The sequence below is a fragment of the Rhodococcus sp. NBC_00294 genome, assembly GCF_036163995.1.
Classification (GTDB): Bacteria; Actinomycetota; Actinomycetes; order Mycobacteriales; family Mycobacteriaceae; genus Rhodococcoides.
In genome coordinates this window covers 2,505,089-2,517,884 of the sequence record NZ_CP108043.1, presented here as the reverse complement: position 1 = coordinate 2,517,884, position 12,796 = coordinate 2,505,089, and the positions used below count along the sequence as shown (strand labels likewise).

Below are 12,796 nucleotides of genomic sequence, written 5' to 3'. Positions count from 1 at the left end.
CCTATCCGCCGCGTCACGGTCAGATAGTCGGACGTCCACGTATTCGGCTACCCTGTGCGCATGACGGAGTCGACGCGGACGCAGGACTGGCACACCGGCGCGGACGGCGAGCTGTATCCGCCGGAGCCCTGGTACCTCGGCGGCACCCTGCTGGTGTCGGTCTACCGCGTTCCCGTCCACGAGCTCCCGAAGGACGTGGTGTCCGCCGTGTCCGACGCCGATGCCCGGCTGGTGACGGTCGGCGGGCACGCTGTCGTCTCCGCGGCCTTCGTGCGCTACACCTCGGGCGGCGTCCTGTCCTACGACGAGTTGATCGGCTCGGTACTCGTCCGGCGCGGCCTCACCGTCATGGCCACCATCCCGCACATCTGGGTCGACAGTCCGCAGTCCCGCACCGGTGGGCGCGAACTGTGGTCCATACCGAAGCATCTGGGCGAATTCCGCCGCGAGACGAGCGGGCCGCGTGTCACCGCGTCCATGACCTTCGACGGTGCCCCCGTCGCGGCGCTCGACGCGCGGGTCGGGCGCCGACTCACACCGGGCACGCCGCGCATTCCGCTCACCACCGCACAGCACCTCGGCGGTCGCACCGTCGTGTCCCGCAACACGATCTACGCGACCACCCGCGCGCTGTCGACGACGTGGACGTTCGCATCGGACGGTCCGCTGGGTCACCTGCACGGACGCACGCCGACCGTGAGCGTGGCACTCGCCGACGCCTCCATCGTGTTCGGTGGACACGTCGACCGACGCTGAGCTCGTTGGGGTTGACTGTGGGTCCGCCTACACAGGAGACCCCATGACCGACCTACAGAACTTCGCCGACACCGTCTTCACCGCCGCAGCCGGGCTGCAGGTCACCACGGCCACCGGCACCGAGGTACGCGGACACATCGATCTGACGAGCGATCATCACACCCCGTGGGGCGTCGTGCACGGCGGCGTCTACGCCTCGGCCGTCGAATCGGCCGCGAGTATCGGTGCGAGCGTGGCGGTCTCGGACCGCGGACAGTTCGCCGTCGGCGTCCACAACGGAACGGACTTCCTCCGGTCGATGACCGAGGGGCGGGTCGACGTGGTCGCCACCCCGCTGCAACAGGGTCGGGTACAGCAGCTCTGGCAGGTGATCATCACCAGCGCCGACTCCGGTAAGGAGATCGCCCGCGGTCAGGTGCGACTGCAGAACGTGGCGAACCCGAACGCCTGACTAGAAGCTCCAGCCGCGGAACAGGTAGCTGATGCGGATCAGGATGTCGACGAGCCCTGCGGACATGTGTTCCTCCGACGTTCGTGCCTGTCAGCGGGCTCGGGTCGCCCCCTGTCCCAGAACACTAGGCACCCGCCGGCCCGTCGGGGGTCGCAACACGGAGAACGGGCGACGTTCTCGTGTCAGTCGGCGAGGGAACGCCACGGTGCCGCGCCCTCGATCTCGAAGGCCACCTCGAGCAGCGTTCGCTCGTCGCCCTGCACACCGGAGAACATGACCCCCACCGGCAGTCCGGCGCTCGAGCGCCCCAGCGGCAGCGACATCGCCGGCGCTCCCGCCACGTTGTGCAGCGGAGTGAACGCGGCGTAGGACGTGAGCCTCTCGAGGTACTCGTCGAACGGCACGTGCGGCGACAGATGCCCCAGCCGCGGCGTGGTGTGCCCGAGCACCGGGGACAGCACCAGGTCGACGCTCGCGAACATCGAGGCGTAGTCGGCACCGGCCCTGCGCAGTCGACGCACCACCGACGGCAATCGGTACCGCGTACGACGGAAGCGGTCCGCGAGTCCCACGGTAAGCGTGTCGAAGTCGCGTTCCGTGCGGCCCTCGAGACGCGGCGTCGTCTTCTGCAGAACGTAGGCGAGGAACGACCAGTACTCGACGAAGTCCTCGGGAAAGCGTGGGTCGATCGGCACGGTGGTCATCTCGTCCACCGTGTGACCGAGGCGCTCGAGGAGCGCGGCGGCGTCGTCCAGCGCGGCGAGCGTCTCGACGTCGGTGGGGCCGCCCGCGGGCGACTGCCGGATCACACCGACCCGCAGACGCCGCGCCGACGGGCCCGTCACGGTGCCGATCGGTCGCAGGCGTCGTGCACTCGCGTGATCGGCCGCGGCCCAGAACGCGGCGGTGTCACGGACACTGCGCGTCAGCACGCCCTCGGAGACGATCGCGACGGGCAGCAGCTTCTCCAGCGCCGGCAGCACGAACCTGCCGCGCGACGGCTTGAGGCCCACGAGCCCCGTACAGGCCGCTGGGATCCGGATCGAGCCGCCGCCGTCGTTGCCGTGTGCGAGGGGAACCGCCCCCGCCGCCACCAGCGCCGCGGATCCGCCCGAGGACGCGCCCGTCGAGTACTCGGTGTTCCAGGGGTTCCGGGTGGGCGGCCGGGTCGGGAACTCGGTCGACGCGCTGAGACCGAACTCCGGCAGCGTCGTCTTGGCCATGACACCGAACCCCATCGAGAGCATCTCGCGGGCCACGGGACCGTGCCGGTCCGCGGGACGAGCACGGATGATCTCGGAGCCCTGGCCCGTCGGCAGCCCTCGGACGTCGCTGTTGTCCTTGATCAGCGTCGGCACACCCGCGAACGGCCCCGCCTGGTCGCCGACGACGGGAGTCGTCAGTGGTGGCCCCACCAGCGCGTCCAACTCGGCCATCTTCTCGATGCGCGACAGTGCCGCCGACGCCAGCTCCGCGGCGGAGACCTCGCGCCTGCGCACTCGCAGCGCGAGCCCCACCGCGTCGTCGCGCCCCAACGCATCGTCCGTGAACGCATGTGTCATCGAAGATCCCCCTCGCTTCCGTCACCGGCGAAGCGGTGATTGCGTGCGCGTCCCGCGGGGAACGCTGCACCCCGTGCGCCGCGCTCCGTGGTGCACGCAACTCTAGAGAATGCGGCCACGACCGGTCCGAGACTCACGTCTTCACCGAATACGGTCGTCAGTTACTGTCCTGTGCGAAAGGTTTCTCGGGTGTCCACCACTTCCACCTCGGCCGACAACGCGGCCCCCGCGGTCTCCCGACGCGCCTGGCAGTCGTTGATCGTCCTGCTCATGGGCATGTTCATCGCCCTGCTCGACACGACCATCGTCAACGTCGCGCTCCCCACCATCCGCACGAGCCTCGACGCGTCCGAGGCCACCCTGTCCTGGATCATCTCCGGATACGCGCTCGCGTTCGGCCTGGCACTGATCCCGGCGGGTCGGGTGGGCGACCGCATCGGCCACAAGTGGGTGTTCTTCACCGGACTCGCCCTCTTCACGGTGGCCAGCCTCGCGTGTGGACTCGCGCAGAACGATCTGCAGCTCGTCGCGGCGCGCATCGTGCAGGGACTCGCGGGCGGCATCTTCGTCCCCGCCGTCACCGCCTACATCCAGTTGCTGTTCCCGCCGCAGATGCGGGGCAAGGCCTTCGCCATCATGGGCGCCGTCATCGGCGTCTCGTCCGCACTGGGCCCCATCATCGGCGGTCTGATCATCGAGGCCGCCGGCAGCGAGAGCGGGTGGCGGTTGGTCTTCTGGGTCAACCTGCCGTTCGGACTCATCGGCTTGATCCTGGCCGCGAAGATCTTGCCGACCCGCTCCGAGATCGACTCCCCCGACGCCCCCGCGCGCGGTATCGACTGGGTGGGTCTCGCACTCGTCACGGCAGGTCTCGTCGCGATCCTGGTCCCCCTCATCGAGGGCCAGGACACCGGATGGCCGACCTGGACGTATGTGACACTCGGCGCCGGCATCGTGCTCATCGGGCTGTTCGGCGCGTGGGAGGTGCGCTACTCGCGTGCCGGCCGCACCCCTCTTGTCCCGCCGCGACTGTTCACCCGGCCCGCGTTCACCGGCGGGGTCATTCTCGCCCTCGTCTACTTCGCTGCCTTCACGTCGATCTTCTTCACCATCTCGATCCTGTGGCAGACCGGTCTCGGCAACTCGGCCCTCGCCTCGGGCGTGGTGTCGATCCCGTTCGCGATCGGCAGCATCATCTCGTCGTCGCAGTCCAACAGGCTGGCCGAACGTCTCGGCCGCAACGTCCTGGTGCTCGGCACGGCCCTCGTCACCCTGGGACTCGTGTGGGCCTGGTTGGTCCTGCTGTTCACCGATGCGTCGGCCCTGACCAACTGGAAGCTGCTGCTGCCCCTGTTCATCGCAGGCCTGGGCAACGGCGCCTTCATCGCTCCCAATGCGCAGTTCATCGTCGCGACGGTCGATCGGCCCGACGCGGGCGCCGCCAGCGGTGTCATCTCGACGATGCAGCGGGTCGGCAGCGCGATCGGCATCGCCATCATCGGTAGCGTCCTCTTCGGCTCGCTGAACGTCATGGGCCCCGGTGAGGACGCCGTCGCGACGGCGTTCACCGACAGCGCGGCGCACGCCATGGGAGTCAGCGCCGGATTCGCCGTGCTCGCGTTCGTCCTGGTCTTCGCACTACCGCGACGGGCTCACTGATCGTCCGCATCCGGTGCCAGAAGGTGCACGTCGTCGGCGACGATCGATCGCAGTAGTTCGTCGACGGCCTTCACCCGCGCCAGTCGCGTGAGATCGCGAGGCATCGCGGTCCAGTAGTCGCGGCGCACGGCGAACTCGTCGGGCAACACGCAGACCAGCTGGTCGTCCGGCTCGCCGATGTAGTTGGGCAACGGTGCGATCCCGAGCCCGTGGCGGGCCGCGAGCCAGTGCCCGGTGATGTTGTTGGTCTGGAACTGCGGTCGACCGTCGAGATGCATGGCGTCGAGGATGCGCAGCGGCACCACGTCCAACAGCGCGTCGACGTACCAGATCAGGACGTGCCGACGCAGGTCGTCGAGGCTCTCCAGTGTGGGCGCGGCGCGGAGGTACGACGGTGACGCGTACAGCTTGAGCTCGTACGACGCCAGCTTCCGCGATGACATGAATCGCGGTGACGGCCGCTCCAGGCTCACGGCGACGTCGAAGCCGCGGGTGCTCAGCGCGTCGTGCTCCGTGGCGGTGACCAGCTCGACGTCGAGTCGAGGGTGGTCCCGGCGCAGCCGCGTCAGCTGCGGCGTGAGCACGAAGGCACCGAAACCGTCCGGGGCGGCGATCCGCACGGAGCCGGTCAGCGATCCCACGGACGTCGTCTGGTCCTCGAACGCCGCGATCAGCGTCGACTCCACCGTCTCCGCGTAGCCCACGAGGCGCCGCCCCGCCTCCGTCAGCCGCCAGCCCGACGGCGTGCGATCGAAGAGTCGATGGCCCGCCGCCTTCTCCAGACTGGTGATGCGGCGGCCCACCGTCGTGTGGTCGACACCCAGCACTCGCGAGGCGTTGTTGAGGCGCCCGTGGCGCGAGACCTCCAGGAAAAAGCGGAGGTGATCGGCGGAGAACATGCCGTGAGCGTACCCACCACGTGCAGATCTGCACGCGAGAGTGCGCCTTTGGCCTTTGACAGACGCAATTCTGCTAGGGAGACTCAGGTCACAGGCCAGCACTCGACCGAAGGAATCTCCGTGAACACGATCACGCACTGGGTGGACGGCAAGCCGTTCGCCGGCACCTCCGACAAGACCTCCCCCGTCACCAACCCGGCCACCGGTCAGGTCACCGGCGAGCTCGCTCTCGCCACCGTCGAGGATGCCCGCGTCGTCATCGACTCGGCCACCGCCGCCTTCCCCGCCTGGCGCGACACCTCGCTGTCCAAGCGCACCGCGATCCTCTTCAACTTCCGCGAACTGCTCAACGCGAAGAAGGGCGAACTCGCCGAGATCATCACCGCCGAGCACGGCAAGGTCCTCTCCGACGCGCTCGGCGAGATCAGCCGCGGCCAGGAAGTCGTCGAATTCGCCTGCGGTATCCCGCATCTGCTCAAGGGCGGCTTCACCGAGAACGCCTCCACCGGAGTCGACGTCTTCTCCCTGCGCCAGCCGCTCGGACCCGTCGGCATCATCAGCCCGTTCAACTTCCCGGCCATGGTGCCGATGTGGTTCTTCCCCATCGCCATCGCCGCCGGCAACACCGTCGTGCTCAAGCCGTCCGAGAAAGACCCGACGGCGAGCATCTGGATCGCCGAGCTGTGGAAGGAAGCGGGCCTGCCCGACGGCGTCTTCAACGTTCTCCAGGGTGACAAGACGGCCGTCGACGAGCTGCTCGAGAACCGCAACATCAAGTCCATCAGCTTCGTCGGCTCCACCCCCATCGCGCAGTACGTCTACGCCACGGGCACCTCGCACGGCAAGCGCGTCCAGGCCCTCGGCGGCGCCAAGAACCACGCCATCGTGCTCCCCGATGCCGACCTCGACCTCGCTGCCGACGCCATGGTCAACGCCGGCTTCGGCTCCGCCGGTGAGCGCTGCATGGCAATCTCCGCCCTCGTCGCGGTCGGCGACATCGCAGACGAGCTGGTCGCCAAGATCGCCGAGCGCACCACCCCGCTCAAGACCGGCGACGGCACCCGCGGCGCAGACATGGGCCCACTGGTGACCAAGGCGCACCGCGACAAGGTCGCCTCGTACGTCGACGCGGGCGAGGAGTCCGGCGCCACCATCGTCGTCGACGGCCGCACCGTCAAGGCCGACGGCGGAGACGAGGGCTTCTGGCTCGGACCCACCCTCATCGACCACGTCACCCCCGAGATGAGCATCTACACCGACGAGATCTTCGGACCGGTGCTCTCCGTCGTCCGCGTCGACACGTACGACGAGGCGCTGCAGCTGATCAACGACAACCCCTACGGCAACGGCACCGCCATCTTCACCAACGACGGTGGCGCCGCTCGACGCTTCCAGAACGAGGTCGAGGTCGGCATGATCGGCATCAACGTGCCGATCCCGGTTCCCATGGCCTACTACAGCTTCGGTGGCTGGAAGAACAGCCTCTTCGGCGACACCCACGCCCACGGCACCGAGGGCGTGCACTTCTTCACCCGCGCCAAGGCCGTCACCTCCCGCTGGCTCGACCCCAGCCACGGCGGCATCAACCTGGGATTCCCCGAGAACGACTAGTCAGGTCCACGCCGCGCCGCATCGTCTCTCCGCAGTTCGGGAGGCGGTGCGGCATCGGCATTTCCGCATCACGCACCGCCCGATCACGAGAAGGAGCACGACGACGATGTCGACATCCATTTCCTTTCCCCGCTTCCTGCGTATGGGACCCGGCGCCGTCGAGGACCTCGGCCAGGTACTCGACGACCTCGGAGTCGAGCGCCCCCTCCTCGTGACCGACAAGTTCATGGTCAGCACGGGTGCAGCGGACCGCGTCATGGGCATCATCGCGGCCGCCGGCAAGACCGGCGCGCTGTTCGCCGAGACGGTTCCCGACCCCACCACCGACTCCCTCACCGCCGGGGTCGCCGCCGTCGCAGCGCACGACGCGGACGCCGTCATCGGCTTCGGCGGCGGGAGCCCCATGGACACCGCGAAGGCACTGTCGGTGCTGAGCAAGGGCGGCGGCGTCATGCGCGACTACAAGGCACCCGGCCCGTACACCGGACCGGCGCTGCCCATCATCGCCATCCCGACCACGGCCGGAAGCGGTTCGGAAGCAACGCAGTTCACCGTCATCACCGACAGCGAGTCGGACGAGAAGATGCTGTGCCCCGGCCTGTCCTTCCTCCCCATCGCCTCCGTCGTCGACCCCGAACTCACGATGTCCATGCCGCCACGCCTCACCGCGGACACCGGTGTCGACGCGTTGACCCACGCCATCGAGGCGTACGTCAGCACGAAGGCGAACCCGATCTCCGATGCGTTGGCCCTCAACGCCATGCGCACCATCGGACGGTTCCTCGTACGCGCGTACACCGACGGGGACGACGCCGAGGCGCGCGCCGCGATGATGGCCGCGTCCACCCAGGCCGGGATGGCGTTCTCCAACGCCAGCGTGTGTCTGGTGCACGGCATGAGCCGACCCATCGGTGGCCACTTCCATGTCGCACACGGCTTGTCGAACGCGATGCTGCTGCCCGCCGTCACCGCATTCTCCATACCCGGTGCCCCGGAGCGGTACGCGGAGTGCGCGCGGCAACTCGGCGCCGCACATGAGGGTGACAGCGACGACGTGGCCTCGGCAGCACTGGTCACCTACATCGAGAACCTCTGCGCGACGGTCGAAGTGCCATCCCCGAGCGCGCACGGTCTCGATGCGGACAAGTGGGAGAAGCTCGTCCCGTTGATGGCGGAGCAGGCACTTGCCTCGGGCTCGCCGAACAACAACCCGGTGGTCCCCACCGCCCAGCAGATCGAGGAGTTGTACCGGCAGGTGTTCTGACCGGTCGGCGCCGCCCCGTCGCGCTCCCCCGCGCGCACCGCCCGGTGTTGTGCGCACGCTCAGCGTGCGCACAACACCGGGCGCAGCGCCCGGCAGCCCCAGCACCCCATCGCCCAGCGCACGACAACCCGTTCACCGCTCAGTCGGCGGCACACCCTTCACCCGGTCCACGAACTCGTCGAGCTCCGCTTCGGTGTACTGCGTGTGCACTCGCACGGTCGATCCGGGTCGCAGCGCCACCGACAACCCCGGCCGCCATTCGCGAGCCGGTCGAACCGGACGCGGGGCGAAGCCGCCACCGCAGTTGGGGCACACGTTCGACAGGCGCGTGACGCAGGCGGTGCAGAAGGTGCACTCGTAGGTGCAGACATGAGCGTCGACGGACGACGGGGGCAGATCCACGTCGCACCGTTCGCAATTGGGCCGCATGTCCATGATGTGGGCGCAGAGGGGTTCGAACCCCCGACCGCTGGTGTGTAAAACCAGAGCTCTACCGCTGAGCTATACGCCCCGTCGTTCCCCGACCGAGCCGGGGAACGCGCTCAAGAATCTAGCGTGGCGAGGGCCTTCTCCCAAGCCCCCTGGTCACGGGCCTCGCCCGGACCCATCATCTCGGCGAACCGCACCACTCCGGACGTGTCGATGAGGAAGGTGCCGCGGTTGGCGAACCCGAGGTCCTCGTTGAACACGCCGTACTGCTGCGCCACGGCGCCGTGCGGCCAGAAGTCCGACAGGAGCGGGAACGTGTATCCCTGCTCGGCGGACCAGATCTTGTGCGTGGGAGGCGGACCGACCGAGACGGCGAGCACCGCGGTGTCGTCGTTCTCGAACTTCGGCAGCTCGTCGCGCACCCGGCAGAGTTCACCCTGGCACGTGCCGGTGAACGCGAGCGGGAAGAAGATCAGCAGCACGTTCTTGGTGCCGCGATAGTCCGACAGCGTGACGGGCTGGTTGTTCTGGTCCTTCAACGTGAAGTCGGGAGCCTCGACTCCCACCTCGAGCGTCATCAGCGCTTCGTGGGCTGAGCCTTGGGCTGCACCAGCCGACTGCCGATCCACGCACCGAGGTTCGTGGTGGAGGTCTGGGTGAGGCCCGCGGTGGGTGCGGACTCGGCGATCTCGCTGGGCTCGACATGGCCGGACTGGCCTGTCTTGGGAGTGAGGACCCACACGAAACCGTCGTCGGAGAGGGGGGTGATGGCGTCCATGAGGGCGTCGACCAGGTCTCCGTCCCCGTCGCGCCACCACAGCAGCACGACGTCGACCACCTCGTCGGAATCCTCGTCGACGGTCTCGCCGCCGATCATCTCCTCGACGTCGGCCCGCAAGTCGTCGTCGGTGTCCTCGTCCCAACCCAACTCTTGCACGACCATGTCGCGGGTGACTCCGAGCTTCTGGGCATAGTTCTGGGCGTCCGCCGCGGCGACCACGGTCGTGTCCTCCTTCGAGTCGTGAACCCGATCGAGACCGACCGGGCGATACAGCAAAGTGTGCAGTAGTCAAAGCGAACAGGGTCGGGCGCCCCGGCGCAAGCCGACGCGGCGATCTGCGCGTTTTTCCGTTGCATTGATTTCACGCTTACCCAATCGGGAACCACCTGCACCAAGCGGGGTCCGATGGGGCAGGATTGACCTCGATCACCCGAGATTGACCCAGATCACCGTGAAGCTGCACAGCGGGCCGGCGTCACAGGACCGGCTCGCACTGGACCGGGAGCACACCATGCTCCCGCCACATCGAGGAGAACACACGTTGTCGGAATCGACGAAGGAAGAGCGCACCGACGCGGCAGACGCCGCGATGGGCGCTGTCGCCAGGAAGGCGAGCACGGACGGCCGTGTTCGCGTCATCCGAGAGGGGGTGGCGTCGTACCTTCCGGACATCGACAGTGACGAGACCGACGAGTGGATGGAATCCTTCGACCAGCTCCTCGAGCGCTCCGGGCCGCAGCGCGCCCGCTACCTGATGCTGCGCATGCTCGAGCGTGCCGGTGAGAAGCGTGTGTCCATTCCCGCGCTGACGTCGACCGACTACGTCAACACCATCCCCACCGAGAACGAGCCGTGGTTCCCCGGCGACGAGTCCATGGAACGCCGCTACCGCGCCTGGATCCGCTGGAACGCCGCGATCATGGTGCACCGCGCGCAGCGCCCCGGCGTCGGCGTCGGTGGCCACATCTCCACGTACGCCTCGTCCGCTGCTCTGTACGAGGTGGGCTTCAACCACTTCTTCCGCGGCAAGGACCACCCGGGCGGCGGTGACCACATCTTCATCCAGGGCCACGCCTCCCCCGGCATCTATGCCCGCGCGTTCCTCGAGGGTCGCATTCCGGCCGAGCGCATGGACGGCTTCCGCCAGGAGTACAGCCACGCGGATCAGGGTGGCGGCCTGCCGTCGTACCCGCACCCGCGTCTGATGCAGGACTTCTGGGAGTTCCCGACGGTGTCGATGGGCCTCGGCCCGATGAACGCCATCTACCAGGCGCGCTTCAACCACTACCTCGCCGACCGCGGCATCAAGGACACCACCGATCAGCACGTGTGGGCGTTCCTCGGCGACGGCGAGATGGACGAGCCGGAGTCGCGAGGCCTCGCTCACGTGGCGGCCACCGAGGGTCTGGACAACCTGACCTTCGTCGTCAACTGCAACCTGCAGCGCCTCGACGGCCCGGTGCGCGGCAACGGCAAGATCATCCAGGAACTGGAGTCGTTCTTCCGCGGCGCCGGCTGGAACGTCATCAAGGTCGTATGGGGCCGCGAGTGGGACACGCTCCTGCACAAGGACCGCGACGGCGCCCTGGTGAACCTGATGAACACCACGCCCGACGGCGACTTCCAGACGTACAAGGCCAACGACGGCAGTTACGTCCGCGACAACTTCTTCGGGCGCGATCCGCGGACCAAGGAACTGGTCAAGGATCTGAGCGACGCCGAGATCTGGAACCTCAAGCGCGGTGGCCACGACTACCGCAAGGTCCACGCCGCGTACGCCGCCGCGATGGAGCACAAGGGCCAGCCGACGGTGATCCTGGCGCACACCATCAAGGGCTACACGCTGGGCAAGCACTTCGAGGGCCGCAACGCGACCCACCAGATGAAGAAGCTGACGCTGGACGACCTCAAGGCGTTCCGCGACATCCAGCACATCCCGATCTCCGACGAGGAGCTCGAGAAGGATCCGTACCTGCCCCCGTACTACCACCCGGGCGAGGACTCCCCCGAGATCCAGTACATGCTCGATCGCCGCAAGGCCCTGGGCGGATACGTCCCGGAGCGTCGCACGTCGGCGAAGCCGCTGCCCATGCCGCCCGACTCGACCTACAAGTCGATCATGAAGGGTTCCGGCAAGCAGGAGGTCGCGACGACCATGGCGCTCGTCCGCGTCATGAAGGAACTTCTTCGCGACAAGGAGATCGGCCATCGCGTCGTGCCGATCATCCCCGACGAGGCCCGCACCTTCGGTATGGACTCGTGGTTCCCGTCGCTCAAGATCTACAACCGCAACGGCCAGCTCTACACCTCGGTCGACTCGGAACTGATGCTCGCCTACAAGGAGAACGTCACCGGCCAGATCCTGCACGAGGGCATCAACGAGGCCGGCTCGACGTCGTCCTTCACGGCCGTCGGCACGTCGTACGCCACTCACGGCGAACCGATGATCCCGCTGTACATCTTCTACTCGATGTTCGGTTTCCAGCGGACCGGCGACGGCCTCTGGGCCGCTGCCGACCAGATGGCCCGCGGCTTCGTGCTCGGCGCCACCGCCGGCCGCACCACACTCACCGGTGAGGGCCTACAGCACGCCGACGGACACTCGCTGTTGCTCGCGGCGACGAACCCGGCGGCCGTCGCGTACGACCCGGCGTTCTCGTTCGAGATCGCGCACATCATCAAGGACGGTCTGCGCCGGATGTACGGCGGCACCGAGGGTGTGGAGGGATTCGGTGGAGAGAACATCTTCTACTACATCACTCTGTACAACGAGCCGTACCGCCAGCCGGCGGAGCCCGAGAACCTCGACGTCGAGGGTCTGCTGAAGGGCATCTATCTGTTCCAGAAGGGCAAGGCCGACGGCCCGAAGGCACAGATCCTGGTCTCCGGTGTGGGCATGCCGTCCGGGCTGCGTGCGCAGGAACTCCTCGCCGAGGACTACGGCGTGTCCGCGGACGTCTGGTCGGTGACCAGCTGGGGCGAACTCCGCCGCGACGGTGTCGACGCCGAGACCGAGGCCCTGCGCAACCCCGGCGACGAGCCGCGCGTCCCGTACGTCACCAGCAAGCTGCAGGAGGCGGAGGGACCCTTCGTCGCCGCGTCGGACTGGATGCGTGCTGTCCCGGATCAGATCCGTCAGTGGGTTCCCGGCCATTACACGACGCTGGGCACCGATGGGTTCGGCTTCTCCGACACCCGCACCGCGGCACGGCGGCACTTCAACGTCGACGCCGAGTCGATCGTCGTCGCCGTGCTGTCCGCGCTCGCCCGCTCGGGTGAGGTGGACAAGGACAAGGCCGTCGAGGCAGCCGAGCGCTACCAGATCGACGACGTCCTGGCCGCTCCGATCTCCACGGCCGATCCGGGCGTCGCCTGACAGTTGCA

At 67.9% G+C, this 12,796-nt stretch carries 11 protein-coding genes and 1 tRNA gene; 6 read left to right on the top strand and 6 right to left on the bottom strand.

Annotation, left to right across the window (positions count from 1 at the left end):
• Positions 1–60 precede the first annotated feature (60 nt).
• Positions 61–756, top strand: a complete 696-nt coding sequence (locus OHB23_RS11800; RefSeq protein ID WP_222647301.1) for an acetoacetate decarboxylase family protein — start codon at positions 61–63, stop codon at positions 754–756.
• A 43-nt stretch (positions 757–799) separates the two neighbouring features.
• The gene (locus OHB23_RS11795; RefSeq protein ID WP_056445720.1) at positions 800–1,207 is read left to right on the top strand and encodes a PaaI family thioesterase; all 408 of its coding nucleotides are present in this window, start codon (positions 800–802) and stop codon (positions 1,205–1,207) included.
• Positions 1,208–1,389: 182 nt separating this feature from the next.
• Here OHB23_RS11795 and OHB23_RS11790 read toward each other — a convergent pair whose 3' ends face one another.
• The gene (locus OHB23_RS11790) at positions 1,390–2,769 is read right to left on the bottom strand and encodes an amidase (RefSeq protein ID WP_027505770.1); all 1,380 of its coding nucleotides are present in this window, start codon (positions 2,767–2,769) and stop codon (positions 1,390–1,392) included.
• A 189-nt stretch (positions 2,770–2,958) separates the two neighbouring features.
• Between OHB23_RS11790 and OHB23_RS11785 the strand changes: the two genes are divergently transcribed.
• Complete coding sequence (locus tag OHB23_RS11785) at positions 2,959–4,428, top strand: MFS transporter (protein ID WP_027505769.1); 1,470 nt, start codon at positions 2,959–2,961, stop codon at positions 4,426–4,428.
• Here the strand turns inward: OHB23_RS11785 and OHB23_RS11780 are convergent.
• On the bottom strand, positions 4,422–5,327 hold the full coding sequence (locus tag OHB23_RS11780; protein ID WP_328809590.1) for a LysR family transcriptional regulator: 906 nt from the start codon (positions 5,325–5,327) through the stop codon (positions 4,422–4,424). The two genes, OHB23_RS11785 and OHB23_RS11780, sit on opposite strands and share 7 nt — an antisense overlap.
• A gap of 120 nt (positions 5,328–5,447) precedes the next feature.
• Here OHB23_RS11780 and OHB23_RS11775 point away from each other — a divergent pair, with 120 nt between their 5' ends.
• A complete protein-coding gene (locus OHB23_RS11775) occupies positions 5,448–6,938 on the top strand; it encodes a CoA-acylating methylmalonate-semialdehyde dehydrogenase (protein ID WP_042575241.1) in 1,491 nt (496 codons plus the stop codon).
• Positions 6,939–7,044: 106 nt separating this feature from the next.
• Complete coding sequence (locus OHB23_RS11770) at positions 7,045–8,202, top strand: iron-containing alcohol dehydrogenase (protein ID WP_328809589.1); 1,158 nt, start codon at positions 7,045–7,047, stop codon at positions 8,200–8,202.
• A gap of 132 nt (positions 8,203–8,334) precedes the next feature.
• On the opposite strand, the gene OHB23_RS11765 is transcribed toward OHB23_RS11770, so the two are convergent.
• From OHB23_RS11765 to OHB23_RS11750, 4 genes are all read right to left on the bottom strand, one after another.
• Positions 8,335–8,631, bottom strand: a complete 297-nt coding sequence (locus OHB23_RS11765; protein WP_328811631.1) for a DUF1272 domain-containing protein — start codon at positions 8,629–8,631, stop codon at positions 8,335–8,337.
• Between the two features lie 10 nt (positions 8,632–8,641).
• Positions 8,642–8,713: transfer RNA gene (locus OHB23_RS11760), tRNA-Val, on the bottom strand.
• Positions 8,714–8,744: 31 nt separating this feature from the next.
• The gene (locus OHB23_RS11755; protein WP_204868236.1) at positions 8,745–9,209 is read right to left on the bottom strand and encodes a peroxiredoxin; all 465 of its coding nucleotides are present in this window, start codon (positions 9,207–9,209) and stop codon (positions 8,745–8,747) included.
• Positions 9,209–9,631, bottom strand: coding sequence for a DUF3052 domain-containing protein (locus OHB23_RS11750; RefSeq protein ID WP_027505760.1), 423 nt, complete (start codon positions 9,629–9,631; stop codon positions 9,209–9,211). Before OHB23_RS11750 ends, OHB23_RS11755 begins: the two co-directional genes overlap by 1 nt.
• Positions 9,632–10,001: 370 nt before the next feature.
• On the opposite strand from OHB23_RS11750, the gene aceE reads away from it, so the two are divergent.
• A complete protein-coding gene (gene aceE / locus OHB23_RS11745; RefSeq protein WP_239533026.1) occupies positions 10,002–12,788 on the top strand; it encodes a pyruvate dehydrogenase (acetyl-transferring), homodimeric type in 2,787 nt (928 codons plus the stop codon).
• Positions 12,789–12,796 lie beyond the last annotated feature (8 nt).

Coding starts and splice junctions, on each gene's coding strand:
- OHB23_RS11770 (WP_328809589.1), top strand. CDS start 7,045: ATGTCGACATCCATTTCCTTTCCCCGCTTCCTGCGTATGGGACCCGGC.
- OHB23_RS11795 (WP_056445720.1), top strand. CDS start 800: ATGACCGACCTACAGAACTTCGCCGACACCGTCTTCACCGCCGCAGCC.
- OHB23_RS11800 (WP_222647301.1), top strand. CDS start 61: ATGACGGAGTCGACGCGGACGCAGGACTGGCACACCGGCGCGGACGGC.
- OHB23_RS11755 (WP_204868236.1), bottom strand. CDS start 9,209: ATGACGCTCGAGGTGGGAGTCGAGGCTCCCGACTTCACGTTGAAGGAC.
- OHB23_RS11780 (WP_328809590.1), bottom strand. CDS start 5,327: ATGTTCTCCGCCGATCACCTCCGCTTTTTCCTGGAGGTCTCGCGCCAC.
- OHB23_RS11765 (WP_328811631.1), bottom strand. CDS start 8,631: ATGCGGCCCAATTGCGAACGGTGCGACGTGGATCTGCCCCCGTCGTCC.
- aceE (WP_239533026.1), top strand. CDS start 10,002: ATGGGCGCTGTCGCCAGGAAGGCGAGCACGGACGGCCGTGTTCGCGTC.
- OHB23_RS11790 (WP_027505770.1), bottom strand. CDS start 2,769: ATGACACATGCGTTCACGGACGATGCGTTGGGGCGCGACGACGCGGTG.